This window comes from Hyphomonas sp. UBA4505, assembly GCF_002388685.1.
GTDB lineage: Bacteria > Pseudomonadota > Alphaproteobacteria > Caulobacterales > Hyphomonadaceae > Hyphomonas.
This window is the reverse complement of sequence record NZ_DGMZ01000012.1, coordinates 690041-715319: the sequence shown is the minus strand read 5'-3', so window position 1 is coordinate 715319 and position 25279 is coordinate 690041. Positions and strand designations below refer to the sequence as shown.

Below are 25279 nucleotides of genomic sequence, written 5' to 3'. Positions count from 1 at the left end.
TGCGCTGCATAGATCATTGAGAGGCACAGCGGATGAGACAGATCAGGCATATTGCGGGAATATTGGCTGGCATGGCCATATTGGTCGGTGCGCCGTCCTTCGCGCAGGATGCCGATCTGTCGCCGGAAATCGCGGCAACGACGGATCAACTGATCGCGGATGCTCTGCTGGATGAGGTTGGCCTGCAATTTGTCGAAGACCTGACGACAGAAGTCGGGGCCCGCCTTGGCGGCTCGCCGGATGAGGCGCGGGCGCGTGTTTGGGCGATGAACGCGCTCAAGGAGCTGAATTTTGACCGCACGCGCGTTGAGGATTTCACGATCCCGTATTGGGCGCGGACCCGTGAATCGGCCCGCGTGATTGGCGCGAATGCGCAAGATCTCGTGATCACGGCGCTCGGCGGCAGTCGTGCGACGCCTGAAGGTGGACTGGAGGCTGATATCGTCCGGTTTGAAACCCTTTCCGATCTGAAGGCGGCTGATGCTGACAGCCTTGCGGGAAAAATCGCGTTTATTGATGAGCGCATGTACAAGACCCAAGATGGCTCGGGCTACGGGCTTGCCGTGCGCAAGCGGGGCGGGTGTGCCAATGCAGCCGCAGAGAAGGGGGCAGTTGCCTGCCTGATCCGTTCTGTCGGTACACAGCCACACCGCATGCCGCACACAGGTGGCATGTTCCGGGAAGGGGCGCTCGGCGCGCTCCCCGCAGCGGCCTTGTCTGGCCCTGACGCTGATCAGCTGACACGATTGTTGGATAGGGGCCCGGTCCGCGTGAATCTCGATATTGGCGTTGAGTATGCCGATGCTGCGCCGTCCGGAAATGTGATCGCTGAAGTCGAAGGATCTGATCTGGAAGACGAAATCATCCTGATCGGATGCCATCTCGACAGTTGGGATCTTGGTACCGGCGCACTGGATGATGGCGCGGGCTGCGGAATCGTCGTCGGGGCCGCCAAGCTGATTGCGGACTTGCCGGGAAAACCTCGCAGAACGATCCGTGTCGTTCTCTACGGCTCTGAGGAAGTCGGCCTGTTTGGAGCGAATGCTTACGCTCGGCAACATGGGGATGATCTCGACAAGCATATGCTTGCGGCTGAGAGCGATTTTGGCGCCGGCCGCATCTGGCGTTTCCAGACCAATTTTGGTGAGGCTGCAATATCCTATGCGGATGTCATGAAGCAGGTATTGACCCCACTGGGTGTGTCAGAAGGCGACAATGCAGCCGGCGGTGGGCCTGATATCGGCGTCCTCCGCAGGGCAGGGGTGCCTGTCGTAACGCCCGCGCAGGATGGCCGGGACTATTTTGACTACCATCACACCCCAGACGATACATTCGACAAGATTGATCCGGAGGCATTCCGTCAGAATGTTGCGGTGTACGCGGCGTTCACATACATTGCGGCCCAGACAGGATGGGATTTCCGGAAGTCGGAGCCGACATCGATGGGTTCGGACTGACGTCCTCGTATGTCGGCGTCTGAAAAAGTGGGGCCAGCCCTCGCGGCCGCGCTCGAGGGGCTGAAACTGGCCCACCGGGAACTGGATCATGTGGATCAGGATCCCGAACGTTGGCGCTGGGTTGCAGTTGGTCTCGTCACGGCGATTAATTGCGCGATCATTGCTGCCCTCTCCGGATATGAGACCGCTTTGGAGGAAGATACAGCTGATCTGAAAATGCCTGGAAGAGTTGCACCTCTGAAATTGTTGCTGCGACGCGCGCGGTCAGATCGATATCTCTTGCCTCCGGAGCAGCTTCCCGCAACGTCGGGGCAGGTCGACGCCGTCCTTCGGCTTGCTGAATACCGGAACGAGGTCGTGCACGGCGTTCTTGCCGGGCGGCCGAGCACGATTATTCGAGACGGGCAGATCGTCGTGGAGATGGTCACGCATCTGGTTTGCCTTGCTCCGGCCTTTGATCGGTCGAATCATGCCGTCTATTGCGCACTGATTTTCGATCAGGTTTCTGCGATCAGAGAGCGACTTGCCGTGCTTGGTTAATATTGAAGTCATGACCGACTGCAATAAGGTAGAGATGAGCGCATTCTGGCGACCCCTGACAGTATCGATTGCGGCGTTTGTCTTGACGGCGGCAGCGCCGGATACGTTTTCCCGGGAAGAGTTGCAGGCACTCGAAGCTGAGCGGCAGGCCGCCGAGCAAAAGCTTGAAGCGCTGCAGGCCGCCGGCGAAAATACGCTGAGCGATTTAAAGAACATCGACAGCCAGTTGATTTCGGCGGCTATGGAGTCCCAGCGCCGTGAAGAACAGGCTTCGAACGCCGAGAAATCCCTGATCGATCTTGGTGCGCGTCGAGTATCGGCGCAGATGAGCCTGCTCGAGAACCGCCAGGCTCTGGAAGACCTGCTTGCAGCGCTTGCCGCATCCAATCGCCGGAAGCCGCCTGCCTTGATCGTGTCCCCGAGCAAAGCGAACACGGCTGTGCGCCGGGCCATCCTGATGAGCGAGACAACTCCGCGCCTTGCGACGGAATCGGAAGAATTGTCGCGGGAAATCGATACGCTGAACGAGCTTGAGCGCCGTATCCGCGGCGAAAAAGCCAAACTCGACGCTGCCGAAGCGACACTAGCTTTGAAACAGGTCGAGATTGAGCGGCTCGCCGCTGCCAAGCGTGGGAATTTCGAGGATTTGTCCGGCGATATCGCGTTGTTGAAGGCACACGCGGCAGAGATTGGTGCCAGGGAAGAAGATTTGAGATCATTGCTGGCATCGCTCGAGGCTCAGGCGCCGTCTGCGCCCGGCGCCAAACCGGACCTCAGACCGCGCCTTGTGTCCAATTCGCCTTCGTCGAAACCGTCAGCCACGTCCGCTGTTGCGCGTACACCAGCTTCGCGACCACTGGGGCGTGCTGTCATCGGGGCGCTGAAGCCCCCCGTTGCAGGTTCGCTTGCGCGGGCCTTTGGCGAAAAGTTGCCCACTGGTGGCAAGTCGGAATGGGTCGCCTTTGCCACGCGGGCCAATGCCCAAGTGGTCGCACCGGTTGGCGGTACGGTTGAGTATGCGCGGCCATTTCGAACGTATGGATCAATGTTAATTTTGCGGACGAGTGACGGTTACCATGTTATTCTTACAGGCATGAGCCGGATCTATGTCACTGAAGGCCAAGGCGTTTCTGTGGGCGAGCCTGTTGGACGCATGCCTGATCGAGCCGAGCCGGTTCCCGAGCTGAATATGGAATTAAGGCTTGGCGACAAGGTTATGAATCCGGCAGACTGGCTGCCAGGCCGGAGCTAAGGTCAAAAGGATTATGGAGGACTGGAATATGCGTTCACTACTGACAGGGGCTGCCCTTGGTGTCGTTCTGGGTGGCGCGGCTGTCGGATTTTCCGCCTTCGCCTCTCCTGAGGACCGGGCTGAAGATCCGCGCATGGTCACCTACCAGCAGTTGGACCTGTTCGCAGAAATCCTCGCCCGCGCCCGCCAGGATTATGTAACGGAAGTCGACGAAAAGGCCGCCATGAAAGCCGCCATCAACGGCATGCTTACCTCACTCGACCCGCATTCCAGCTATCTCGATCCGGATGATTTTCGTTCGATGCAGGTTCAGACCAGCGGAGAATATGGTGGTCTCGGGATTGAAGTCACAATGGAAGATGGTTTCGTCAAAGTCATCTCTCCGATGGATGATACACCTGCGAGCCGTGCAGGTATCCAGCCGGGTGACCTGATCACATCCATCAATGGGAAGCCGATCATCGGCCAGACACTGAACGAAGCTGTCAAGGAAATGCGCGGCGAAAAGGGCACCGATATCGATGTCACGATCCTGCGCGAAGGCGAGGATCCCTTTGACGTCACTTTGACCCGGGAAGTAATTCAGCAGAAATCCGTTACCTGGAAAATGCAGGAAAGCGATATTGGATATATCCGTATTTCAACCTTCAACGAGCGCACGACTCTGCTGCTTGAAGAGGCAGTCGAAGGCATCGCTAAAGAAACCGGCTCGCGTCCACGCGGCTTGATTGTGGACTTGCGCAACAATGGCGGCGGTTTGCTGGATCAGGCTGTTTCGGTCTCCGACATGTTTCTTTCTGGCGGTGAGGTTGTGTCGACGCAGGGCCGACGCATTTCCGACATGGAGCGCTATAACGCCCGTTCCGGGGAAGTCTTTAAGGGCGTCCCGATGATCGTGCTGATCAATGGCGGCTCAGCCTCGGCTTCCGAGATTGTCGCTGGCGCTTTGCAGGATCGGCATCGGGCCACCGTTTTGGGTACGACCAGCTTTGGCAAGGGATCAGTGCAAACCGTCATTCCGCTTGGCGCAGATCGCGGCGCAGTCCGCCTGACGACGGCGCGCTATTACACGCCAGCGGGTCGCTCCATTCAGGCGCTCGGCATCGACCCGGACATCGAGATCACCCAGGCACGCCTGTCTGAAGAAGAGCTTGCCCAGATCAAGCGCTGGTCCGAGGCCGACCTGCCGCATGCGTTGGCCAATGAAGACGGTGAAGCGCGCAAAGATGTTTCCTTGCCTGATGAGCAGCCGCCTGAAGATTGGGATGGTGAGGATTTTCAGCTCAAGAGAGCGATTGAAATGCTCAAGGAAGGCACTGTCACGGCCAGTGCAATGAGGCGCGCAGGTTAACCGGATGTTTGCAACCTGTTAACCAGTTGGATGCAATTCTGATTGTTCAGAATTCTTTTAAACTGGTTTGACGAGGTCCATCGATGGCTAGCCGCAGGGATGCCGACCCATCTCCTTTGCGCACGGGTCTGACCCATGCTGCTATGAGCCTGCTTGTATTTGGTGGAGTGGGTGCCAGTCTTGGTGCCGCGATCCATTATTCCGGCAATCCCGCAGATTCCGGACCGAGCGAAGTGCTGGCCTTGTTTGAGACCAGCCAAGGGTCTACCGCCGCACTCAAATCCCGGCTGAAGGCGGAGACGCCCCAGGATTTGGGCGCGCGTGTTGTTTTGGCACAAGATGATGCGGTTTCTGATCAGCCAAGCCTGGGCGTGGAATATGCTGAGGCTTCTGCGCCCCGTCCGTCGGAAGTCCCGACCGGGCAGGGGGATGAAGAGTCCTCAGGTGAGGGCATTCGGATCAATGGAAAGCTGGTGCGTCCCGGCGAGTCCTATGGCGAGGTCACGCGTGTAGCGTCGCTCGATACAGCGCCTGTTCCGGGCCTGACGGAGCGGATCAACGGACTGTCTCTGCCGCGCATTTCTGCTGACGGCCAGGCACCGTCCGATGTGTATGCTCGCCCCTTCGCCAATCCCGGCAACCAGCCGATCGTGGCGGTCGTCATTGGCGGACTTGGCATCAATGCGACCCATACCAAGGCAGCAATCGAAGAGTTGCCGCCTGAAGTGACCCTGTCCTTCGCGCCAGACGCGGGCAATCTACAGTACTGGGTCAACAAGGCGCGCGAAAAAGGACACGAAGTCCTGATCGAAGTGCCAATGGAATCCTTCGAGTATGGTCGCATGAAGATGCATCCGCAAACCCTGTTGGCCGGCGACACCGGTGAACGCAATTTGCCGCGTCTCGAAAAGCTGCTCAGCCGGGCAAGCGGATATTTTGGGATCATCAATTATCAGGGTGCCAAATTCGCCGAAGATCCCGGCGCTGTCGGCCCCGTCCTTCAAGCCCTGCATGATCGCGGCATCGCCCTCGTCGAGGATGGCAGCTTCCAGACCGGCGCCTTCGACCGCGCCGCCGGACGCACACAAATGAAATTTGCACGCGCCGCAGCCACAATTGACGCAAAGCTGACCGCAGATGACATCCGGACCGAGTTGCTGGGCCTCGAAACGCTCGCGAAGGAAAACGGCGCGTCCATGGGAACTGGGTATGCCTTCCCGCTGACAATCGAGATCGCCAAGGACTGGACGAAGGACATGCAGAAACGTGGGGTCGTTCTGGCACCGGCGTCTGCCCTGATTTCGGTGTCTGCAAAAACTTCCCAACCGAAGCGCGTCCAGACTGGAAGCTTGTCTCAGGCTCCGGTAAACCCGGAAGGGTGACGATACACGCGCCCGATCCCGACCTCTACAGACCCAATGTCGGTCTCGCCCTGTTTTCAAAAGCAGGTTATGTTTTTATTGGGCGGCGCATCAATGGCCGGGGAGCGTTCCAATGGCAGATGCCGCAAGGTGGGATCGACAAGGGCGAGACGCCCTTGGTCGGCGCACTCCGCGAACTCGAAGAAGAAGTCGGCGTACCGGAAAAACTGGTGGATGTTCTCGAGGAGACGTCGGACTGGTTGTTCTACGATTTCCCACCTGATTTGAAGAAGCGTTTGCCCGGGCCTTATATTGGTCAGCGGCAGAAATGGTTCGCTTTCCGGTTCAAGGGGGCCGATAGCGATGTTCGCCTCGACCGGCATACGCCGGAATTCGATGCTTGGCGTTGGGCGCGGCTCGAGGAAGTTCCTTCGCTGGTCGTACCGTTCAAGCGCATGGTGTATTCTGAAGTTTCCCAGCGGTTCACCAGTTGGGCCGAACCGGTCCCCGGCCACAAGGAAGTTCAGGGTTGAAACCCTCCAAGCAATAGAGGCGTAAACCGATGACAAAATCCTTGCTGATGATCCATGGGATCGGGTGTGGCGGTGAGGTCTGGGATCGGATGCGCGTGGGGTTCGAGGCGGCAGGCTGGAACTGCGACGCTCCAACACTGTTTCCGGACCAGCGGGTGCCTGACTCTCCTCCAGCTTCGCTGTCTGATCTCGGCCTGGATGACTATGTGAAATCCATGGCGGATACGGTTCGCCGGATTGAGAGTGAAACTGGCAGCCCGCCTGCCGTGATTGGCCATTCGATGGGGGGCTTGATTGCCCAATGCCTGGTCGAGCAGGGGCTCGTGAGTCAGGCGGTCTTCCTGACGCCGGCTCAGCCCAAGGATTGCAGCGCGGTGACCCTGTCGGTCGCCTATACATTTCTCAACATCCTTATCAGCCGGAATCGTTCGAAAGCTTACAAAGTTTGGGAGTCAGGATTTCGTTATGGCGTGCTCAACAAGGTGCCGTCGCGTCGTCATGCAGAGATCTACGCTGATGCGCTGTACGACTCCGGGAAGGTTTACGGCGACATCGCAGATGGAATCGAGATCGACGAGACCTTGTTTACAATTCCAACACTGACGATCGCTGCTGGTGCAGACCGTGCGACGCCTGCCAAGGCCGTCCGCAAGGTGGGGCAAAAATACGCAAAAAGCCCAGTAGCGGGTGACTTTCTGGAATATCCGAACAATGCCCATTGGATCGTGGATGAGCCGGGCACTGACAAGGTGGTTTCGGACATTGTTGCCTGGCTTGCAAAGACGAAACCTGCTGCTTGAGGCGGTCATGAAAAGAGGCACCCGCCGATTGGCGAATGCCTCTAAACCCGTTCAGTCCTTCCAGCCGATCAGTCGGCAGCTGTGATCGTTGCCGTGCCGGATTGGCCCGCAGTATTGGTAAAGCCAGTCGAGAAGCCGACGTCTTCGCCCAGTTCGTCGAAGGTTGCACAAATATCACCTTCGGGTGTCTGGCCACAGATTGTCTTGGATTCTTCATCCATCGTGTACGGAATGGGATCGCCTCCATCCATGGAGGCCGTGCCGTTTTCATAGAATACAACAAGCGCGGTCGTGCCATCGCTGCTTGCGAATTCGACCGTGGTGGATTGTGCCATCGCAGGCAGGGCGAACAGCGTAATTGCCGCACTCGCCGCTAAAAAGAGTTTCATGGAAGTCTCCTCCGTCTTTCGGGATTGTTCTTTTGCACTCTACCTCGGTTTCGAGGCTATCAATGCTGGGGACGGAGTCCATAAAAAAACCCCGGCATTGAGGGCCGGGGTTGATCAATTCTGAGAGAAAGTCGGCTCAGCCCTTGCCGGCCATACGCAGGAAGCGATTGCGCAAATCGGCATCCGATTTGAACACGCCAGTAAACTGCGTGGTGATCGTGCTGACATCCTTGTGGTGGACGCCCCGTGTCGACATGCATTCATGCACGGCATCGATCAGGACCGCCGTGCCCATCGGGGCAAGGCTGTCGGTAATCGCGTCACAGATTTGCGCGGTCATGGTTTCCTGCGTTTGCAGGCGCTTCGAGAAGATCTCTACGACGCGTGCCAGCTTGGAAATACCAACAACGGCTGCCGACGGCATGTAGGCGACATAGGCCTTGCCAAGGAAGGGCGCCATGTGGTGCTCGCAATGGCTCTCCACGTCGATGTTGCGCAGCATGACGATGTCATCATAGCCCTGCACGTCCTCAAAGGTACGCGACAGGTATTTGACGGGATCTTCCTCATAGCCGGAAAACCATTCCTTGTAGGCGTTGACAACGCGCTTTGGCGTGTCGAGCAGGCCTTCGCGACGCGGATCGTCGCCAGCCCACGCGATGAGCGTGCGCACGGCTTCTTCGGCCTCTTGAACGGTAGGGCGCTTGATGGGCTCTGCGCGTGCCTTGTCTTTATTGGGAGTGATGGCATCCATGGCCATGATTGAAGTTTCCTTCGACTGAGGGACGAGGGTCGAGCCGAGGCTTGGTCTGGGAAAGCGTAAAAATGCTCCCCTGCCCGGACTTAACGCCCGCCCGGAGTTGATACCCTCAGGGCGATATGAGGAACATAAGGGTGCGATGGCCTTGTTTCCAGCCCTTTCTACGCTGACGTCGCGCGACTGGATGACTCCATTCTTGGCTTTTCTGCGCGCCGATGATATCGCCGTCGACATGGAACGTGTTCGATTTTGTTGTCGTCCTGCCTGCCGGTGTTGCTGTTAACGCATCAACACGCCATTAGGGCTGGCCAGCTACCCGTAGCGCCAGCGATACGTCCAGACTTCCGAAATCGAGCCCAAAAACCATGACAATCCGCATCTACGACACCGCCGCGCGCAAAAAGCGCGTTTTCCATCCGCAGGATCCGGCGCGCGTGACGATGTATGTCTGCGGCCCGACTGTCTACAATTACGCCCATATCGGCAATGCGCGTCCGCCCATTGTGTTCGATGTGCTGCGGCGCCTGCTGATGAGGGTGTATGGTGAGGATGCGGTGATCTACGCGCGCAACATCACCGACATTGAAGACAAGATCATCAAGGCCAGCGTCGAGACCGGCGAACCGATTGAGACGATTACGAAGAAATTCGCCCAAATCTACAATGCCGACACGGCTGCACTGAACGTGCTCGCGCCCGGCATTGAGCCTTGGGCGACCGATCATGTCGGCGAAATGATCGAGATGATCGAGAAGCTCGTCCGCAAGCGCTATGCCTATGTCGGCAAGGAAGGCGTCTGGTTTTCGGTCAATTCCATGCCGGATTATGGAAAGCTGTCTGGTCGCAAGCTCGAAGACAATGAAGCCGGCGCACGCGTTGCTGTCGACGAAGACAAACGCGACCCCGCCGACTTCGCGCTCTGGAAATTCGCCAAGGAAGGTGAACCAGAAGATGCGATCTGGGACAGCCCGTGGGGCAGGGGACGTCCCGGCTGGCATATCGAATGCTCGGCCATGGCCGCAAAGCATCTCGGCAAGACGATCGACATTCATGGTGGCGGGATTGATCTTCAGTTTCCGCATCATGAAAACGAAATTGCCCAGTCCGAATGCGCGCATGGCGAGATCATGGCGAACTATTGGATGCACAATGGCTTCCTGGATATGGGCGGCGAGAAGATGTCGAAATCGCTCGGCAATGTCGTTCTGGTGCACGAGCTATTGAAGCAATGGCACGGTGAAGTGCTGCGCTTTGCCATGCTGAGCGGGCATTACCGCGCGCCGCTCGACTGGACGGAAGACTTGCTGAAACAGGCCAAGACAACGCTCGACCGGATTTATGGCGCGTTGCGCCGTGTGTGGGACGCTGAAGGCGGTGAAGTCGATGACCGGGGCGTCTTCGACGCACTTTGTGATGATCTGAACACACCCGAAGCGCTCGCTTCGCTCTCGCGCATTGCCGGCGAAGCAAACATGGCGGCGGACAAGGGAGATACGGATGCTATGGCGACGGCCCGCGCAAATTTGCTCGATGCCGGCGAAATGCTTGGGCTTTTGACCCTGACTCCCAAAGCCTGGGAACAGGGCGGGGATGATGATGGCAATGACCGCATCAATGGACTTGTTCAGGCGCGTATCGATGCGCGCGCAGCCAAGGACTGGGCTGAAGCTGACCGAATTCGTGATCAACTTGCTGCCGAAGGTATTGAGATCATGGATGGGGCCGGTGGCTCGACTTGGCGACGTATTTGATTTTTCAGGCCGACTGCAATTGCCCCGATGACGGAAGCTTTAATTGACCTTAACAGGCCGCTCCTGTGTGTTCGGGCCATGGCCTGAGCGCCCCGTTTTCAATGCACGACACGCCTTTGCCGCCTGCCTCGCGTTCGCGCCTGAGTCAGGCGGCATTTTTTGTCACCGTGCCTCAGCCTTGCGCCGTGCGCCTGCGAAGGCCATGTTTCAGGCGATGAGCGAACTGTACCATAATCGTGTTCTCGAACTCGCAGCAGACATCCAGCATGTGGGTGATCTGACAGATCCTGACGGGTCTGTCCTGAAGGTATCGCGTGTGTGCGGTTCGACCGTGAAGGTTGATCTGAAATTGGACGAAGCGGGCGCACGCATCATGGCCATCGCAGTGGATCCAAAGGCTTGCGCTCTCGGGCAGGCGGCTACCTCGATCCTTACAGAACACGCTATCGGTGCAACGATCGAAGAGGTGATCGCGGCGCGAGACGCTTTGAAAGACATGCTGAAAGACAATGGACCTCCGCCGGAAGGCCGCTTCTGGGAGCTGCGCCATCTGGAACCCGTGGCCGATTATCCCCCTCGCCATACGTCCACGCTGCTGGCTTTTGAGGCGGCGGTTGCTGCCATCGAGGAGGCATTGGCAAGCCGCGGTCTCGCCCGCCAGACGGCAGGCTGAGATGGCCGGTTTGCGGCGTCGATCAGCGAATGGTCTGCTTTGGGTCTACAAGCATGGCCCAAGCCAGGTGTTCTACGCGTTCGGCGCGCGCTGTCAGCACACGCCAACCTGCAGTGAGTATGGCGCCGAATGTGTTGCGCGGTTTGGATGGTGGCCGGGCATATGGATGGCGCTGGCGCGTTTCATCCGGTGCCGACCGGGCGGCAGTCTCGGCAAGGACCCGGTGCCGGAAACCCTGCCAGATGTGCCGGTCTGGCAGCCTTGGCGGTATGGCGAATGGTCGGCGCGCAAGGCCATGGAACGAATTGAAAACCGCCCGTCGTCATGCCATATGAAACCTGATGAGTGAAAATCGTTGCCTTCTTGGCCCTGTTGGCCTGACCACACGAACTCGCCGGGGTGCCTGACGCGCCCCTTGGCTGCGCCTTTGTGCGCGCCCGCTTCATGTACCCATAAACAGCCCAAAAGAAGCCCGGATAGGGTCCGAAAACCCCGCCACTGCGCGAGAAATGCGTATGGGGTGGGAAATCTGGTGAAGTCGCGTTAAGCAGACGCCGGATAAAGGGCCTGACCGGAACCGAATTTGCCGCGCTGTACAGAGCGCAAGAATGCACGAAAAGATTAGACCATGATCAAAGTATCCCTGCCAGACGGCTCCGTCCGCGAATATGAAGAGGGCGCGTCGCCCTTTGACGTCGCCAAATCGATTTCCAATTCCCTCGCCAAGAAGGCGCTCGCCGCCCGGGTTGACGGCGAGCTGAGAGATTTAATGCGCCCGCTCGATGGCGACGCAAAGGTGGAACTCGTCACGGCGAATGATGCCGAAGGCCTCGAACTGATCCGCCATGATGCGGCCCACGTGCTGGCGCAGGCAGTGCAGGAACTCTATCCCGACGCGCAGGTCACGATTGGCCCAGTCATTGATGATGGCTTCTATTACGACTTTGCCCGCGAAGAGCCGTTCTCGACGGAAGATTTCGAGAAGATCGAAAAGAAAATGCGCGAGATTGTCGACGCGGACTATCCGATTGTCCGCCAGGTCTGGGACAAGGACCAGGCCATCGAGACGTTCAAGAAGATCGGCGAAGACTACAAGGCGCAGATCATCGACGACATCATTCCGCCGGGCGAAGCAATCACAGTCTACAAGCAAGGCGACTGGTTCGACCTTTGCCGCGGCCCGCACCTGCCAAGCACGGGCAAGTTGCCGAAGGCCTTCAAGCTGATGAAGCTGGCGGGCGCCTATTGGCGTGGCGACTCCAAGAACGAAATGCTTCAGCGCATGTACGGCACGGCTTGGGCCAATGAGAAAGACCTCAAGGCGCATCTGCTACGCCTCGAAGAGGCCGAAAAGCGTGACCATCGCAAACTCGCGACGCAGCTCGACCTGTTCCATCTCGACGGCCTGGCGGCGGCCGGGTCCATCTTCTGGCACCCGAAAGGCTACCAGATCTGGTTGCAGATCGAATCCTATATGCGCCGGCGTCTCGATGCGGCCGGCTATGAAGAGATCAAGACGCCGCAATTGATGGATTCGGTTCAGTGGGAGAAATCCGGTCACTGGGGCAAGTATCGCGAGAACATGTTCATCGTGCCGGACTTCATTCCTGAAGGTGATGAAGGCGTGGACATTTCGGTGCCTGACGATGCCAAACTTATGGCGTTGAAACCCATGAACTGTCCGGCGCATGTCGAAGTCTTCAAACAGGGCCAGAAATCCTATCGCGACCTGCCGCTGCGCTTGGCGGAATTCGGGTGTTGCCACCGCAACGAGCCGCATGGCGCGCTGCATGGCATCATGCGGGTCCGTCAATTCACGCAGGACGATGCGCACATCTTCTGCCGTGAAGACCAGATCGTCGAGGAGTCTATCCGCTTCTGTCGCCTGCTCGAAAACGTGTACCGGGATTTCGGCTTTGAGAATATCGCCGTGAAACTCTCCACACGTCCGGATGTCCGGGCCGGGGATGACGCAACCTGGGACCGGGCCGAGAAAGGCCTGCAGGACGCCGTTGATGCAGCGGGCCTGCCCTGTGAGATCATGCCCGGGGAAGGGGCCTTCTACGGACCCAAGCTTGAATTCCAACTCACGGACGCGATCGGCCGGGTTTGGCAATGTGGTACGTTGCAGCTGGACTATGTTCTGCCAGAGCGTCTCGGCGCTGAATATACGGCGTCGGACGGTTCAAAGCAGCGCCCGGTCATGTTGCACCGCGCCATCCTAGGCTCGATGGAGCGCTTTATCGGTATCTTGATCGAGGAGTTTTCCGGCGCTTTCCCTATGTGGCTGTCACCGGTGCAAGTTGTCGTTGCGGCGATCACAGACGCAGCGAACGAGTACGCTGAGGAAGCAGCGGCTGCTCTGCGCAAGGCCGGACTGCGCGTCGAGACCGATCTTCGCAATGAGAAGATTAACTACAAGGTTCGCGAGCATTCGGTTCAGAAAGTGCCAATCATTGCGGTGGTTGGTGGTCGTGAGGCTGAGGACCGTACACTGGCGTTGCGTCGGCTTGGCAGCAATGGTCAGCACATGATCTCGCTGGAGGATGCCTGCCGCGATCTCGCCCAAGAAGCCCTCGCACCAGACCTGAAGTCCGACTAGTCCGGATCAACAGGTGACAGGTACTGCGGAACACGAAAAGATGCGCGGCATGAGCTACGCACCTTTTCTCGCCGCGGCCTTCCTGTTGTGGCCTTTGACCTCCATGGCAGGGACGCAGGGTAACGTTCTGCTGCTCGCGCTGGCTGCGATTCCTGCATTATTTGTTGCACGACCCGGTATCCGTCCGGCCCACTACCTGCTGGCGGGCATGGCCTTTCTGGTCTGGGCCGTTGCGAGTGAGTCCTGGTCTCCGGTCTCGCGAGGAATCATCAGTGGGACATTGATGGGCGGCGACTTTGCCATTCGGTCCGCCGGCCTGCGCATCATATTGACGCTTTTCTTCACCACGCTCTTGATAGCCGGTGCATTGCGAACTGCGCCCGGGCGCGCACAGATCTCGTCCCGCCTGATATTGGGAAGCCTCTCCATACATGGTCTGCTGATCCTGCTCAGCCCGGTCTTCGCGACTTCAGTGATGCCCGTCTTGTACGGGGATGATCCGCTCAATCATTCCTCAGGCTTTCAGAACCTTGATCGGGGTGCGAACGCTTTTGCGCTCGTACTGCCTATACTTGTAGCATATGTCGGGGCCCGGCCAGGCTTGGCATGGAAGGGGCTCGCACTGATGATTGCGCTGGCCAGCCTTGTCAGCTTCGGCGTTCTCGGATCGTCAGCCGCCATGTTTGGCGCGGCTTTGATGCTCGTCGCTTTCGTTATTGTTCGGGTCTTCCCAAAGTATGGCCTGCGCGGCCTGTTCACGGCTGTCGCTGCCTATATTGCGCTAGCGCCGATCTTGATGAGTGGGCTGCTCTACATGCTGGAGCGAAGTGGTGTGAACTTGCCGGGGTCTTTCCAGTCTCGCGCCTGGTCGTGGGAAGTCGTGATCGGGAAGATTCAGGAGACACCGCTGATGGGGCATGGTATCGAAGCATCAAAATCCTGGCAGGACACGTATGCAGCCTATCCGGAATGGATGGCGCAGTTGCCGGATTTCTGGGCGCGGTATCCGGTCGTTCCGGGGCATCCGCACAATATGGCCTTGCAGATATGGGCCGAGACGGGCGCAGTTGGTGCATTTGTTGCGGCACTCGCCGTTCTGCTGATCGGATGGCGACTGCCAATTGGGCACAATTTACGCACGGATATTCGCTACGCGATTGGCGGCATGCTGGCGGCGGCGTTCTGCCTGTTCAGTTTTTCCTATAGTGTCTGGAATGAAGCTTTCTGGTCTACCTTGGCGCTCGCTGTCGTTGCGCTGATTGTTCTGTCTCGCCGTGTGAGAGGATCGCTTGGATGACTCTCCCGACAATTACGGCGATCGTTGTGACCTATCATACCGGCCCTCGCTTGCATGAATGTCTCTATGCCCTGAAGTCCGATCCGGACATTTCTGAAATTATCATTGTCGACAACGGAAATCGGCCAGAGGAACAGTCCTGGATCGATGAGTTCGAGGCAAATTCAGATAAAGTCCACATCGTCCGTGATGGCACGAATCCCGGTTTTGGGGGCGGGGTGAACAAGGGTGCGGCGGGGGCGCTCGGCAATCTGCTTCTCGTCATCAATCCGGATGCGGTTCTGCGCCGCGGTTCGCTTGCAAGACTTGTGGCGGCAATGGAGAAGCGTGCTGAACCCGTCCTGGTCGGCGGCAAGATTTTTGATATCCACGGTCGTGAGGAGCGAGGCGCACGACGCAACACGCTGACGCTCTTGCGTGCGATGGGGTTGGGGAAGTGGACGTTGGAAAATGACCCGCCGCCCCGAAACTCCATCGAAGTTGGTGCAGTGTCAGGTGCCTTTTTCATGATGGATCGTCAGGCCTTTCGCAAGATGGGAGGGTTCGACGAGGGCTATTTTCTGCACGTCGAAGATGTCGACCTTTGTCGCCGTGTCCTGAAGTCTGGCGGTAGCGTAGTCTATCAACCTCATGCGGGCGCGTTGCATTATGGGTCGACGTCGGACGTTCCCTCTGAGGCTGTGGTCGAGCACAAGGCGCGCAGCCTTGTGAAGTATTTCAGGAAATTTGCGAACGGCCCGTTGGAGCGTCTGATTGTGACGCTGATTTCACCAGTCATGGTGCGCGCCCTCAAGGCTCGTCGCTAGACGGTTGGACGCCAATCATGGGGGGCCATTTCAAACCCGCTAAATTCGAAGCCGGGGGCAACAATACAACTGACCAGTGTCCATGCGCCCAGCGTTTCCGCTGTCTGCCAGTGTTGCGAAGGGACGACAAGTTGCGGGCGATGCCCAGCCCGCAGGTCAGGACCGAGCGTCACCGCACTTGCCCCTTGGCCGTCGGGTGGCGATAGCGTGAGGGAAAGAGGGCCGCCCGCATGCCATAGCCAGAATTCGTCAGCATCTACTCTATGCCATGCCGAGACTTCGTCAGCTTGCAGCAGATAGTAGATCATCGTGGAACTGGCGCGGCTGCCGTCCGATGTCGGCGCGCGATACGTTTCCCGGAAGTGTCCTCCCTCTGGGTGAGGGGTCAGATCCAGCATGCGGATGATCTCTCGGGCGCCGAGATCTCCGGAAATACCCCGCATCAGAAGCGGTCCTTGCGTCCACGTATTTCGGCGAAGGTTTCGACGGTGTTGCCGGGATGACCCATCGCCGCCTGGAGTACAGGATCGTCGGCACGCAAGAATGGGTTCGTGGCAAGTTCTTTGTCCAACCGCGTTGGAACAGTTGGAAGGCCCTCTGCACGACGCTCGTCAATCCAGAGCGCGTAATCCGTCAGTGCTTTATTCTGCGGGTCGACCGTGACGGCAAACCTTGCGTTGGCCTGTGTGTATTCATGCGCGCAGTAGAGCTGGGTTTCTGACGGCAGAGCTTTCAGCTTGGACAGGCTGTTCCACATCATCTCCATCGTGCCTTCAAAAACACGGCCGCAACCAAGTGCAAAGACAGCGTCTCCGACAAATGCGACGTCTTGATCTGAGAAATGATAGGCGATGTGGCCTAGCGTATGCCCGGGCACATCCATCACGCGCGCGTTCGTACGCCCAAATTCGACGATATCGCCTTCGGATAGTTTCACATCAATGCCGGGAATTTTTTCCGCTTCACCGGCTGGTCCGTAAATGGTGCATCCCGTGACTTCCTTGATCCGCAAGTTCCCGCCCGCATGGTCGGGGTGCCAGTGCGTGTTCAGGATGTGCGTAACCGTCCAGCCTTTACGATCGGCCTCGGCAAGGTATTTTTCGGCATCCGGCGTATCGATTGCCGCAGTCTTTCCTGAGACCGGTTCATGAACCAGATAGCCGTAATTATCGTTCAGGCAGGGAAATTTGTGTATGTCGAGGGTGATTTTCGTCATTAGCGTCTCCTGCAGACCAGACTAGCACAGGCCACTTCATGCGTCAGGATGCCGTCACCTTGCAACGTTTCTATGCCTCGCCTTTGGGGCAGGCAGCGACGCGCATCCTGTCCGGCAAGCTGACGGATCTCTGGGGAGATGCGCGCGGCCTCTCTCTGCTGGGTCTGGGATACGCCATTCCGGTGCTCGAGGCCTTTGGTGCTGCGCCGGGGCGCAGCGTGGCAGGTATCCCGCTCGATCATGGACCTGTCTCATGGGACCCGTTCGGTCGCGGCAATGCGGCGGTCGCCATAGGCGATGTTCGACTGCCCTTTCCGGACGGCATGTTTGATCGTGTGATCGTGCTGCATGGGATCGAGGAATCGGGTAATCCGCGAGCCTATTTGCGGGAAATCTGGCGGATAACGGCTCCAGAGGGTCGTATTGTATTGGCGGCGTCCAACCGGTCCGGCTTGTGGTCGCGCGCGACCAAGACGCCGTTTGGCCAAGGCCGCCCCTGGACACGCGCGCAGCTCATGAATCTGCTTTCGATCGGGCTGTTTCAAGTCACAGCGTCCAGTAGTGCGCTTTACATGCCGCCAATGGCGACACCTTTGGTGAGTTCGGCGGCCGAAGGCTGGGAAGTGATGGGCCGAATGCTCGCGCCGGGGCTCGGTGGCGTGGTGTTGGTGGAGGCAGTGAAACGCCTTTATGCCTCTCCTGGAGGCGGCGCTACAGCACCAGTGACCGAAAAAGTGCGTCTGGCGCGGCCTGCGACAAGCAATGGTCGCGAAAGCCATTGACGCCGCTACGCGCGCCTCGGTAGTTTAGAAACTCCTAATTCGCATTACAGATCAAAGGATTGCGTGCCATGAAACTCGTAACAGCCATCTTCAAACCGAGCCGATTGGATGCGGTGATTGACGCGCTGTCCGAAGCTGGCGCGACAGGACTGACCGTATCGGAAGTGCGCGGCTATGGTCGCCAGCTTGGCAAAACCGAAGTTTATCGCGGCGCGGAATACGAAGTGCGCCTCCTGCCCAAGGTCAAAGTGGAAGTCGCCTGCCCTGACGCTTCGGCCGAGCGCTACGCCGAGGCCATCACGCAGGCCGCCAATACGGGCACAATCGGTGACGGCAAGATCTTCATCTACGATCTCGACAGCATTATCCGGATTCGCACTGGTGAGCGCGACGAACAGGCTGTGTCCGGCTAGTTCTGGTCTTCCGACTTGAAGCTTGCCTGTTCAGCGCCATGGTGGAGCTGAAGGTTCAGCAACACGCCTTTTGCAACCGGTAACAACCACAAGCATAGTCCAATCACGGCCGCACATAGCGCGATGAAGGCAATGACCATCGGCACCAGGGGCAGCGGACTCATCGGCAACAGGAACAGAAACGGCGCCAGCAATAGCAGCACACCGAAACCTACGAAAAAGGCCGGGCCGTCTGCAGTATCGGCCGCCGTCATGTCACGTCCGCAAACGGGGCAGGATTCGTTGAGCTTCAGATAGGAGCTGTACAATTTGCCTTCGCCGCACTGGCCGCATCGCTGACGGATACCGGAAATGATGGGGGAGGGGTGGCTCATGATTCTGGACCTCTTTGAGCCGGATGCTTGGTCAGACCTTTACCGGCACTTTCCATACCTATGTAAGGACCGCTTGGTTGGTGTCATCTGCGGTAGATGGTTGCAGGGGCATGAAGGCCTTGACGTTGGTCGCCGTATTCCGCACCAGAACGGGCGAAATCTGACTGCAGGAACACCATGACCGAACCCGTCTTCAACAAGATCGCCATCATTGGCGCCGGCCTCATCGGCGCGTCCATCGCGAGGGCGGCTGTGCAGTACGGCGCGGCTGGGACTGTGAGCCTTTATGATTCCAGCGAAGATGTGCGCCTGCGCGCCGCTGGAATTGCGTTGGGGGATGTCGCGGACAATCTTGCCACTGCTGTGGCAGAGGCAGATTGCGTGTTCCTCTGTGTCCCCGTCGGTGCCTTGCAGGCCGTTGCTGCGGACGCTGTGCCGCTGATGAAGGCAGGAGCCGTCCTGACCGATGTGGGCTCAGTGAAAGGCCAAGCCACCGAAGCGCTTGCGGCCGCCGCCGATGGCCGCGTGCACATTATCCCGGGCCACCCCATTGCCGGTACGGAGCAATCCGGTCCGGAGGCGGGCTTTCCAACCCTGTTCCAGAATGCCTGGCACATTCTGACACCCCTGGCAGACGGGGACGACAATTACGACGCTGCTGTATCGACGCTGGAGGCGTTCTGGACGCAACTTGGCGCAACGGTTGAAACGATGGATGCAGCGCGGCACGACCGGGTCCTCGCGATCACTTCGCACCTGCCACACCTGATTGCGTTCAACATCGTTGCAACCGCGTTCGATATGGAGACCGTCGAGCAGGGCGAAGTCGTGAAGTATTCTGCTGGTGGTTTCAGGGATTTCACCCGTATCGCCGCCTCCGACCCTGTCATGTGGCGCGATGTTTTCCTGAACAACAAGGACGCCGTACTTGAGTGCCTTGGCCGGTTTTCCGAGGATCTTGCCGCGCTGCAACGCGCGATCCGTTGGGGCGACGGAGAAACGCTTTTCAACGAGTTCAATCGCGCCCGTTCAATCCGCAAGGCCATCATTGATGCGGGCCAGGATTCTGGGGCAGTTAACTTCGGGCGGAACCTGCCCAAGGGAGATGAGGATGAAGGCGCTTGAACTGACCGAGGAGCGTCGCGCGACGTTGCGTGGCCATTTGCAAACTCTGTTTGCAACCGAATTTGACGAGCGCCTCAGCGATTTTCGGGCAGATGACATCGTCGACCTGATGCTGAAGACGCTCGGTCCGGCCGTCTACAATCAGGCTGTCGCAGATGTCCGCGCTCACCTGCAGGGCAAGCTGGAGGATCTCGACGGTGAAGTCTGGGTCGAGGAAGCTGGCTGACATGATGCTCACGCGCTTGTGTGTCGTGCGGGACTGAACCTTTCGGTATGGTCCCGCGTATGAACCGCATGACCCACACGATTTCCCGACGCTCGCTGCTCCTGTCCGGCGCCGCTTCACTGGGCCTTGCCGCCTGTTCCATCAATTCTACATCGGAAGCAGCAGACGCTGAAAACGCCGATAATGAGGAGCAATATGCTGATTCCGAATGGCGCCGACTTACCAATGATGACTGGCGTGCGCGCTTGAGCGCGGCCGCCTACGGCGTTATGCGGGAAGAGGGTACCGAGCGTCCCTTTACATCGGACCTGAACAAGGAGGCCCGCACAGGTACCTATCATTGCGCCGGGTGTGACCTCGCCCTGTTTTCATCGGACACCAAATTCGATTCCGGCACGGGCTGGCCGAGCTTCTATGATGTCTTGCCGGGCGCCATGGGAACCAAACCTGATCGCAAGCTGATTTATGTGCGCACGGAATACCACTGCGCCCAATGCCTGGGCCATCAGGGGCATGTATTCGAGGATGGGCCGGAACCCACCGGCTTGCGGTATTGCAACAATGGCGTTGCGCTGACCTTCAAGCCGGCCTGATTCCGGATCACTCGATGATTTCCATGCCCTCGGGGATTACGAATGGCGTGGTAGCGACACCGACATTTCCGGCTTCAACTACCTCACCAGGACCGCCTTCCCGACGCTCATAAGCCTGAGCCAGCGAGAGATATGGCGGGACGTGAACCCAGCCCGCACCACCATCATTTTGTGTGATTTCGAAATGAAGGTGAAACGTTGTGGGCGTGCCGCCGAAATCATTCGAGACATACCCAATATGCTGGCCGGCCTCGACTGGGTCCCCCGCCTTTACCTGCAGCTTGTCCATGTTCATGTGCATGTATTTGAAGATACGTCCGCCTGCGCGCAGATTCACGCTGTAAGTGCCAACGTGTGAGATGACACCATCAGACACCGCGACAACCTTGTGCAGGGTGCGGTCACTGGCAGCTGTCCTGCGCAGTGTATTGCATTCCTGTGGTGTGCCGACCCGAATGTCCTGCCCCTGGTGGACTTTGGGTTGGGGGCAGTAAGGAGAGGTCCGATTGGCGCTGCGTACTTCGCAGAAATTGTCCCGCCATGGATAGGCGTAGTTGCGGGAATCGCACTGGTCGCCCCCCGCGACACCCCCGCCAAAGCTGAACACTTGGGACTGTAGGTAAGTTGGTGCATCCGCGATAGGAAATACAAGATCAGGTGCGTATGCAATCTGCTCCGGTGCACCTTGGCCTGAGCCAGGCAGAAGCGCTCCGGCTTCAAAATAGCTGAAGGTTGGTTCGACCGGCTCAACAGGGTCGGGCAGGCTGGCAGCCTCGTCGCCATCATCACTGATATCTTCAGCCGGAATATCTGTGTCATCAAGCGTGTCGCCCGGTGTTTCGGTATCCGTGTCCGTATCGGTGTTAGCATCCGTTTCAGGGTTGGTGTCCTGGTCCGAAGCGTCATCATCTTCAGGAGTTGTCGCGGGATCAGTATCTGGTGTGTCGACGTCGGGAATGTCGTCGGTGGGGGTGTCGACATCAATCGGATCGGTAGCGGGGTTGTCGGCGTCTACTGGATCAGGTCCGTCCCCGAGATCATCCGTATCGGGCGAGTTGGCTGTATCTTCCGCATCACCCGCAGTGTCCGTTGGCGTGTCCTCACCGTCTGCCCCATAGGGATTGTCGACCGGCGCAGACGGCGGCGGAGGTCCGGGCGCTCCGGGCGGTACAGCAGGCCCCGCATCCGGCGTAGTCGGACTTGGTCCGCCATCTCCCGGAAATCTGACAAAGTCGCAGGCGGACAGCATGAGGGCTGCGCTCGCCAGCAGCAGCAATCGTGTTGGTTTCATCAACGCGTCCCCGCAATTACTAGCTTGTTGGTCACATCGAGAGCTTCTTGCTCCGTGATGCAGTCGGCTTCACCTCCCTTGATGGATTTGCATTCAAATTCCACGAGGTAGTCTGCGCCATAACGAGAGAACGAGACTTGTGCACCACTCATCGTTGGCGTGTAGGTCAGGACGGGCGTATCGTCTTGGGCATTGGTGGTATCAACTCCAATGACTTCATTCGTGCCATTGACGACAATGTCATAGTCTATGCCGGGATAGGCAGCGAAATAGCCGTCCGACATGGGTTGAAAGCGGATGCCACTCTCGGCGCCCTGTGGCACGACGATGCCGGTTGGAAGCAAGACCGGTACGGGCGGCGCGGTGCCGCCGGATTCCACCTGGAAACTCGTCTCGCGCTGCTCGCTGGGTGTGGCAGCAAGATCTGCTCGTGCAGCGTCCCAGTCGATTGTTGCAGTGCTGGCGACCATCACCGGACCGTCAGGTTGATCTGGAACGAGCGTAGCTTCTTCTACAGGAGCAATTTCCGGCTCTTGGGTTTCAATCGGTGCTGGTTCGTCGCGGTCTCTCGCAATCAAGAAGTCGCATGCGGTAAGCGAGAGCGCGCACCCACCGACAATCAGGATGGTACGGATAGATGTCATTTGCGTTTGTCCTCTCCGGGATGAGCTACGAAGTCAGGGTCTGCATAGGCGACGCCATCAATTGACAATATCTGTTGGCGGATTTCTTCAATTCGCCCGCGTGTCGCCTCGACACCGGCGGGCAGTTGGTACACCAGATTGATTTCGCCGGAATAGCTGGCGCCCACGAGACGGAAATCCTTCAGGATGGGGATGTCTTCTACGAGATCCGAATATGCGGCATCAGCGGTCTCGCGATCGCGTTTGAAATTGCGCGCAATCGTATCAACTTCAGACCGCCCCTTGAGGCGGACGATAAAGGTGACTTCCGCACCGCTCGAACTGGACGAGCTGCTGCCACTGACGGCAGCAGGCTTGACCTGTTCTACACCCACGGTGCCGATTGGCGGACGTGGGTCGGTCGCCGCCTGTGTGGCGGGGCTGTCCTGTTCAGGCCGTGAGTGGGAGCTATTGCGGTCATCACTCCCCACGATAACCAACCCCACCGCGCTGGCCAGCAGGGTGACCCCTGCAAGGCCAAGCGGCCCGCCGAGATGGACGGGAGAAGGGCGCCGTTTTGGCATCAGTCTCCGCCACCGCCGGTCGGCCGTTCCGGTACCATGGCGAGGTCGAGCAAGCCTTGACCGCATGGACGTGTGCACATGTCGGAGCTTCCCTCAATCGGAGTGGTGCCCGGGTAGAGTGCACATGAGCCAGAGCATTGCATCGCAGATCGCGGGCTGGATGCAGCGAGCAGGGTGGCTTTCAGCTCTTCCGGCGTGGCGTCAGGATCGCGTGCCTTGAGGAGGGCAAGTGCTGCTGAGACATGCGGCGCTGCCATCGATGTGCCCTGTTCAAAAGCGTAGAAGCAGTCTTCGACGGCTTCACCCGTGACCGGGTCATAGCAATTCGTTGCAGCCTTGGTGGACAGGACGCCATCTGGACGACCGTCCCCATTGTCGTCCCGTGTCAGGTCTCCACCAGGGGCGAGGAGATCTACTTCCGGTCCGAAATTGGAATAGGGGGCTATATGTCCCCGGGCATCGCCGGCGGCGACTGTGATCACATTCGCGCAGCCACCCGGCGCATAATACTGCGTCGCAACGCGGGCATTGCCGGCTGCCGAGACGACCAGCACACCACGCTCAGTGACCGAATCAATCGCATCCTGCAGCGATGCAGGACAGTATTCGAACAGCCCGATGGAGAGGTTGATTACGTCAGCCGGATTGTCGTTCCAGATCTCGTTGCCTTCCTCATCCTCGGCCGGGATCAGGCCGCCTGCCCACCGGATGGCATCATTGATGTCGGAGAGACGCCCACCACATTTGCCGAGCGCGCGCACTGGAACGATTTTGACGTTCCACGCCCCGCCCGCGACACCTGAGGCATTGTTGGTCGCGGCTGCGCCAATCGTTCCCGCCACATGTGTGCCGTGAAATGTGTCTTCTGCAAATGGGACTGACGGATCACAGAGATCGCCCGGATCGTTCGGATCGCCGTCACGGCCGTCACCATCATTTCCCATACGTGGATCGGAGACCATATCCCAACCCGGTGCGATGTTGGGGGAATCCTTGATGTCGGGGTGTTCCAGTTGCAGGCCGGTGTCTACAACAGCCACGACAACATCTGCTGATCCATCTGTGCCCTGACGGGTCCAGAATTCCTGGAAGCTTGAGCCCCCTACGGACTCGCCTTCGCCTGTACCATTGTTCTGGAAATGCCATTGAAGTTCCCAAAGCGGGTCATTCGGGGTGATGGTTGTGTCGGTGATGACGTCCGGGGTCACATCGGTTCCGGTGGCCGGTGTGTCGGGGCGTGGTTTACGAGCGAACTGGTTTTCGAAAATATAGTCTTTCTCGACATATTCGAACTGACCAGACGCTTTCAGGTCTTTCACGATACATTCTGTCGCGAGCACCGGGCTCGACTGAACGGTGACCATATCAGGATTGTCTGGGCATTCGAGTTTCGCATCGACGGCGAGGAAATTCTGCATCGTGTTGCGAGGGGATCCGGCTGGCGTGAACCGAGTGGGGCTGCCACCATCCTCGCCGATCTGTATGACCATCTGCCCCTCGCGAGACAGGGCCACTTCGCCGCCCATTCCATACTTCGACAATGTGTCCAGCATTACGGAATTGGCATCGCGTTGCGCTGTAATGGCATCACGACTGATAACAGAACGACGCGCAAGCTTGCGCGCTGCGACTTTTTCCTGAACCGGTGCAGATTCCAGGGAACGGGGATTGAGGGACCGGGTGCGCGCCGTTGGCGATGGTTCTTTCGCGGCGGTCTGTTCCAGTTGCCTGGATGCCTTGTCAATTTCCTGCAGAGTTTTTTCTCGTGCTTTTGGGTCGAGCTTCACCTTGGGCATGACGCGTGCAGGCTGAACCGACAGGCTGCGTGACGGGGCAGGCGCAGAAGTGATCGGTGCGGTGGCATCGGACTCTGCAGCAGGGGCGCTTTCAGCCTCGACCGGATCGTCGGAAAATTCGTCAAAGGCTTCCGGATCTTCCAGGAAGACTTCATCGTCTTCCACGACCGCCATGGCTTCAGCAGGGGGGATGTCCCGTGGCTTGGCAATGATCGATCCGACCGCAAACATCGGGCTCGCGCTTGCCGTTTCGAAATTCATGTCATTGCGCAGCGTACCGGCAATGGCTCGGTCCATGACGTCAGCTGCTTCCAGCGGTTTGGGAGCGTCCGGTTCAACAATGGTCCGACCGCTCAACTGGTCCATAGTCGCCTCGGCGAGATCACGAGCGCGTTCGAGCCTTGTGTCTTGCTGGTCGCATGAGGACAGCACGAGCAGGCTGGCCAAAGCAGTTCCGAGCGCGAGGCGGCCCGGCGTCGATATCAGTTTCCGCAGCATGTGAGATATCCCCGTGTGTTTCCCAAGATACTCCCAGCTCCTTAGATTAACCCTTTAGCAAGATTATGACGAGGGTGGGGCATTGTCCAATGCAAACGCTTTTCAACCTGACACTTGTTGACGTGAAATCGGAAGCCCGGCTTTCCTTACGGCACCATTTTCTTGTTGCTGGACATTTCCAGAAGA

The 25279-nt window shown here is 58.5% G+C and carries 27 protein-coding genes; 18 read left to right on the top strand and 9 right to left on the bottom strand.

Annotated features, from left to right (window positions below):
• The first annotated feature begins 32 nt into the window (after positions 1-32).
• From B3527_RS12535 to B3527_RS12505, 7 genes are all read left to right on the top strand, one after another.
• Positions 33-1457, top strand: a complete 1425-nt coding sequence (locus tag B3527_RS12535; RefSeq protein ID WP_290480087.1) for a M28 family peptidase — start codon at positions 33-35, stop codon at positions 1455-1457.
• Between the two features lie 9 nt (positions 1458-1466).
• Positions 1467-1997 carry a hypothetical protein gene (locus B3527_RS12530; RefSeq protein WP_290480086.1) on the top strand — a complete coding sequence of 177 codons (531 nt, stop codon included), beginning with the start codon at positions 1467-1469 and terminating at the stop codon, positions 1995-1997.
• Positions 1998-2007: 10 nt separating this feature from the next.
• A complete protein-coding gene (locus B3527_RS12525) occupies positions 2008-3249 on the top strand; it encodes a murein hydrolase activator EnvC family protein (RefSeq protein ID WP_290480085.1) in 1242 nt (413 codons plus the stop codon).
• 28 nt (positions 3250-3277) lie between these two features.
• Positions 3278-4600: a S41 family peptidase gene (locus B3527_RS12520; RefSeq protein ID WP_206991507.1), complete on the top strand. Its 1323-nt coding sequence runs from the start codon at positions 3278-3280 to the stop codon at positions 4598-4600.
• Positions 4601-4683: 83 nt separating this feature from the next.
• Positions 4684-5982, top strand: coding sequence for a divergent polysaccharide deacetylase family protein (locus B3527_RS12515; protein ID WP_290480084.1), 1299 nt, complete (start codon positions 4684-4686; stop codon positions 5980-5982).
• Between the two features lie 2 nt (positions 5983-5984).
• The gene (locus B3527_RS12510) at positions 5985-6494 is read left to right on the top strand and encodes an RNA pyrophosphohydrolase (RefSeq protein WP_206993284.1); all 510 of its coding nucleotides are present in this window, start codon (positions 5985-5987) and stop codon (positions 6492-6494) included.
• A gap of 29 nt (positions 6495-6523) precedes the next feature.
• Complete coding sequence (locus tag B3527_RS12505) at positions 6524-7294, top strand: alpha/beta hydrolase (RefSeq protein WP_206991505.1); 771 nt, start codon at positions 6524-6526, stop codon at positions 7292-7294.
• Between the two features lie 68 nt (positions 7295-7362).
• Here the strand turns inward: B3527_RS12505 and B3527_RS12500 are convergent, their stop codons facing one another.
• Both B3527_RS12500 and folE read right to left on the bottom strand, forming a co-directional pair.
• Positions 7363-7683, bottom strand: coding sequence for a hypothetical protein (locus B3527_RS12500; protein ID WP_206991504.1), 321 nt, complete (start codon positions 7681-7683; stop codon positions 7363-7365).
• 136 nt (positions 7684-7819) lie between these two features.
• A complete protein-coding gene (folE, locus tag B3527_RS12495) occupies positions 7820-8437 on the bottom strand; it encodes a GTP cyclohydrolase I FolE (protein WP_034815219.1) in 618 nt (205 codons plus the stop codon).
• Positions 8438-8808: 371 nt separating this feature from the next.
• On the opposite strand from folE, the gene cysS reads away from it, so the two are divergent.
• The 6 genes from cysS (at position 8809) to B3527_RS12465 (ending at position 15572) form a co-directional block, all read left to right on the top strand.
• Positions 8809-10194, top strand: a complete 1386-nt coding sequence (gene cysS, locus B3527_RS12490; protein WP_290480083.1) for a cysteine--tRNA ligase — start codon at positions 8809-8811, stop codon at positions 10192-10194.
• 214 nt (positions 10195-10408) lie between these two features.
• Positions 10409-10867: an iron-sulfur cluster assembly scaffold protein gene (locus B3527_RS12485; RefSeq protein WP_290480082.1), complete on the top strand. Its 459-nt coding sequence runs from the start codon at positions 10409-10411 to the stop codon at positions 10865-10867.
• 1 nt (position 10868) lies between these two features.
• Complete coding sequence (gene yidD / locus B3527_RS12480) at positions 10869-11216, top strand: membrane protein insertion efficiency factor YidD (RefSeq protein ID WP_206991501.1); 348 nt, start codon at positions 10869-10871, stop codon at positions 11214-11216.
• A gap of 279 nt (positions 11217-11495) precedes the next feature.
• The gene (gene thrS, locus B3527_RS12475) at positions 11496-13469 is read left to right on the top strand and encodes a threonine--tRNA ligase (protein ID WP_290480081.1); all 1974 of its coding nucleotides are present in this window, start codon (positions 11496-11498) and stop codon (positions 13467-13469) included.
• Between the two features lie 49 nt (positions 13470-13518).
• The gene (locus tag B3527_RS12470; RefSeq protein WP_290480080.1) at positions 13519-14766 is read left to right on the top strand and encodes an O-antigen ligase family protein; all 1248 of its coding nucleotides are present in this window, start codon (positions 13519-13521) and stop codon (positions 14764-14766) included.
• Complete coding sequence (locus B3527_RS12465; RefSeq protein WP_290480079.1) at positions 14763-15572, top strand: glycosyltransferase family 2 protein; 810 nt, start codon at positions 14763-14765, stop codon at positions 15570-15572. The genes B3527_RS12470 and B3527_RS12465 overlap by 4 nt, the downstream gene beginning before the upstream one ends.
• Here the strand turns inward: B3527_RS12465 and B3527_RS12460 are convergent.
• Both B3527_RS12460 and gloB read right to left on the bottom strand, forming a co-directional pair.
• Positions 15569-16015, bottom strand: a complete 447-nt coding sequence (locus B3527_RS12460; protein ID WP_290480078.1) for a cupin domain-containing protein — start codon at positions 16013-16015, stop codon at positions 15569-15571. The two genes, B3527_RS12465 and B3527_RS12460, sit on opposite strands and share 4 nt — an antisense overlap.
• Positions 16015-16788 carry a hydroxyacylglutathione hydrolase gene (gene gloB / locus B3527_RS12455; RefSeq protein ID WP_290480077.1) on the bottom strand — a complete coding sequence of 258 codons (774 nt, stop codon included), beginning with the start codon at positions 16786-16788 and terminating at the stop codon, positions 16015-16017. The genes B3527_RS12460 and gloB overlap by 1 nt, the downstream gene beginning before the upstream one ends.
• A 38-nt stretch (positions 16789-16826) precedes the next feature.
• Here gloB and B3527_RS12450 point away from each other — a divergent pair, with 38 nt between their 5' ends.
• Positions 16827-17570, top strand: a complete 744-nt coding sequence (locus B3527_RS12450) for a class I SAM-dependent methyltransferase (protein ID WP_290480076.1) — start codon at positions 16827-16829, stop codon at positions 17568-17570.
• A 68-nt stretch (positions 17571-17638) separates the two neighbouring features.
• Positions 17639-17983, top strand: a complete 345-nt coding sequence (locus B3527_RS12445; protein WP_034814880.1) for a P-II family nitrogen regulator — start codon at positions 17639-17641, stop codon at positions 17981-17983.
• Here the strand turns inward: B3527_RS12445 and B3527_RS12440 are convergent.
• The gene (locus tag B3527_RS12440) at positions 17980-18357 is read right to left on the bottom strand and encodes a DUF983 domain-containing protein (RefSeq protein ID WP_206991494.1); all 378 of its coding nucleotides are present in this window, start codon (positions 18355-18357) and stop codon (positions 17980-17982) included. The two genes, B3527_RS12445 and B3527_RS12440, sit on opposite strands and share 4 nt — an antisense overlap.
• Positions 18358-18534: 177 nt before the next feature.
• Between B3527_RS12440 and B3527_RS12435 the strand changes: the two genes are divergently transcribed.
• Genes B3527_RS12435 through msrB form a run of 3 tightly spaced genes read left to right on the top strand, consistent with a single transcriptional unit; the run spans position 18535 to position 20301 of the window.
• Positions 18535-19482 (top strand): prephenate/arogenate dehydrogenase family protein, encoded by a 948-nt coding sequence (locus B3527_RS12435; RefSeq protein ID WP_206991493.1) that lies wholly within the window; start codon positions 18535-18537, stop codon positions 19480-19482.
• The gene (locus tag B3527_RS12430) at positions 19469-19708 is read left to right on the top strand and encodes a DUF2164 domain-containing protein (protein WP_290480075.1); all 240 of its coding nucleotides are present in this window, start codon (positions 19469-19471) and stop codon (positions 19706-19708) included. The genes B3527_RS12435 and B3527_RS12430 overlap by 14 nt, the downstream gene beginning before the upstream one ends.
• Before the next feature lie 59 nt (positions 19709-19767).
• Complete coding sequence (gene msrB, locus B3527_RS12425) at positions 19768-20301, top strand: peptide-methionine (R)-S-oxide reductase MsrB (protein ID WP_290482050.1); 534 nt, start codon at positions 19768-19770, stop codon at positions 20299-20301.
• Between the two features lie 7 nt (positions 20302-20308).
• Here msrB and B3527_RS12420 read toward each other — a convergent pair whose 3' ends face one another.
• Genes B3527_RS12420 through B3527_RS12405 form a run of 4 tightly spaced genes read right to left on the bottom strand, consistent with a single transcriptional unit; the run spans position 20309 to position 25093 of the window.
• Positions 20309-21592, bottom strand: coding sequence for a M23 family metallopeptidase (locus tag B3527_RS12420; RefSeq protein ID WP_290480074.1), 1284 nt, complete (start codon positions 21590-21592; stop codon positions 20309-20311).
• Positions 21592-22236 (bottom strand): hypothetical protein, encoded by a 645-nt coding sequence (locus tag B3527_RS12415; protein WP_290480073.1) that lies wholly within the window; start codon positions 22234-22236, stop codon positions 21592-21594. The genes B3527_RS12420 and B3527_RS12415 overlap by 1 nt, the downstream gene beginning before the upstream one ends.
• On the bottom strand, positions 22233-22799 hold the full coding sequence (locus B3527_RS12410; protein ID WP_290480072.1) for a hypothetical protein: 567 nt from the start codon (positions 22797-22799) through the stop codon (positions 22233-22235). Before B3527_RS12410 ends, B3527_RS12415 begins: the two co-directional genes overlap by 4 nt.
• Positions 22799-25093 carry a S8 family peptidase gene (locus tag B3527_RS12405; RefSeq protein ID WP_290480071.1) on the bottom strand — a complete coding sequence of 765 codons (2295 nt, stop codon included), beginning with the start codon at positions 25091-25093 and terminating at the stop codon, positions 22799-22801. The genes B3527_RS12410 and B3527_RS12405 overlap by 1 nt, the downstream gene beginning before the upstream one ends.
• Positions 25094-25279 lie beyond the last annotated feature (186 nt).

Coding starts and splice junctions, on each gene's coding strand:
- B3527_RS12535 (WP_290480087.1), top strand. CDS start 33: ATGAGACAGATCAGGCATATTGCGGGAATATTGGCTGGCATGGCCATA.
- B3527_RS12525 (WP_290480085.1), top strand. CDS start 2,008: ATGACCGACTGCAATAAGGTAGAGATGAGCGCATTCTGGCGACCCCTG.
- cysS (WP_290480083.1), top strand. CDS start 8,809: ATGACAATCCGCATCTACGACACCGCCGCGCGCAAAAAGCGCGTTTTC.
- B3527_RS12500 (WP_206991504.1), bottom strand. CDS start 7,683: ATGAAACTCTTTTTAGCGGCGAGTGCGGCAATTACGCTGTTCGCCCTG.
- B3527_RS12505 (WP_206991505.1), top strand. CDS start 6,524: ATGACAAAATCCTTGCTGATGATCCATGGGATCGGGTGTGGCGGTGAG.
- B3527_RS12435 (WP_206991493.1), top strand. CDS start 18,535: ATGACCGAACCCGTCTTCAACAAGATCGCCATCATTGGCGCCGGCCTC.
- B3527_RS12460 (WP_290480078.1), bottom strand. CDS start 16,015: ATGCGGGGTATTTCCGGAGATCTCGGCGCCCGAGAGATCATCCGCATG.
- gloB (WP_290480077.1), bottom strand. CDS start 16,788: ATGACGAAAATCACCCTCGACATACACAAATTTCCCTGCCTGAACGAT.
- B3527_RS12520 (WP_206991507.1), top strand. CDS start 3,278: ATGCGTTCACTACTGACAGGGGCTGCCCTTGGTGTCGTTCTGGGTGGC.
- B3527_RS12410 (WP_290480072.1), bottom strand. CDS start 22,799: ATGCCAAAACGGCGCCCTTCTCCCGTCCATCTCGGCGGGCCGCTTGGC.
- B3527_RS12405 (WP_290480071.1), bottom strand. CDS start 25,093: ATGCTGCGGAAACTGATATCGACGCCGGGCCGCCTCGCGCTCGGAACT.
- B3527_RS12470 (WP_290480080.1), top strand. CDS start 13,519: ATGAGCTACGCACCTTTTCTCGCCGCGGCCTTCCTGTTGTGGCCTTTG.
- B3527_RS12420 (WP_290480074.1), bottom strand. CDS start 21,592: ATGAAACCAACACGATTGCTGCTGCTGGCGAGCGCAGCCCTCATGCTG.
- B3527_RS12440 (WP_206991494.1), bottom strand. CDS start 18,357: ATGAGCCACCCCTCCCCCATCATTTCCGGTATCCGTCAGCGATGCGGC.
- B3527_RS12530 (WP_290480086.1), top strand. CDS start 1,467: ATGTCGGCGTCTGAAAAAGTGGGGCCAGCCCTCGCGGCCGCGCTCGAG.
- B3527_RS12485 (WP_290480082.1), top strand. CDS start 10,409: ATGAGCGAACTGTACCATAATCGTGTTCTCGAACTCGCAGCAGACATC.
- folE (WP_034815219.1), bottom strand. CDS start 8,437: ATGGATGCCATCACTCCCAATAAAGACAAGGCACGCGCAGAGCCCATC.
- B3527_RS12415 (WP_290480073.1), bottom strand. CDS start 22,236: ATGACATCTATCCGTACCATCCTGATTGTCGGTGGGTGCGCGCTCTCG.
- B3527_RS12450 (WP_290480076.1), top strand. CDS start 16,827: ATGCGTCAGGATGCCGTCACCTTGCAACGTTTCTATGCCTCGCCTTTG.
- B3527_RS12430 (WP_290480075.1), top strand. CDS start 19,469: ATGAAGGCGCTTGAACTGACCGAGGAGCGTCGCGCGACGTTGCGTGGC.
- B3527_RS12465 (WP_290480079.1), top strand. CDS start 14,763: ATGACTCTCCCGACAATTACGGCGATCGTTGTGACCTATCATACCGGC.
- yidD (WP_206991501.1), top strand. CDS start 10,869: ATGGCCGGTTTGCGGCGTCGATCAGCGAATGGTCTGCTTTGGGTCTAC.
- msrB (WP_290482050.1), top strand. CDS start 19,768: ATGAACCGCATGACCCACACGATTTCCCGACGCTCGCTGCTCCTGTCC.
- thrS (WP_290480081.1), top strand. CDS start 11,496: ATGATCAAAGTATCCCTGCCAGACGGCTCCGTCCGCGAATATGAAGAG.
- B3527_RS12445 (WP_034814880.1), top strand. CDS start 17,639: ATGAAACTCGTAACAGCCATCTTCAAACCGAGCCGATTGGATGCGGTG.
- B3527_RS12515 (WP_290480084.1), top strand. CDS start 4,684: ATGGCTAGCCGCAGGGATGCCGACCCATCTCCTTTGCGCACGGGTCTG.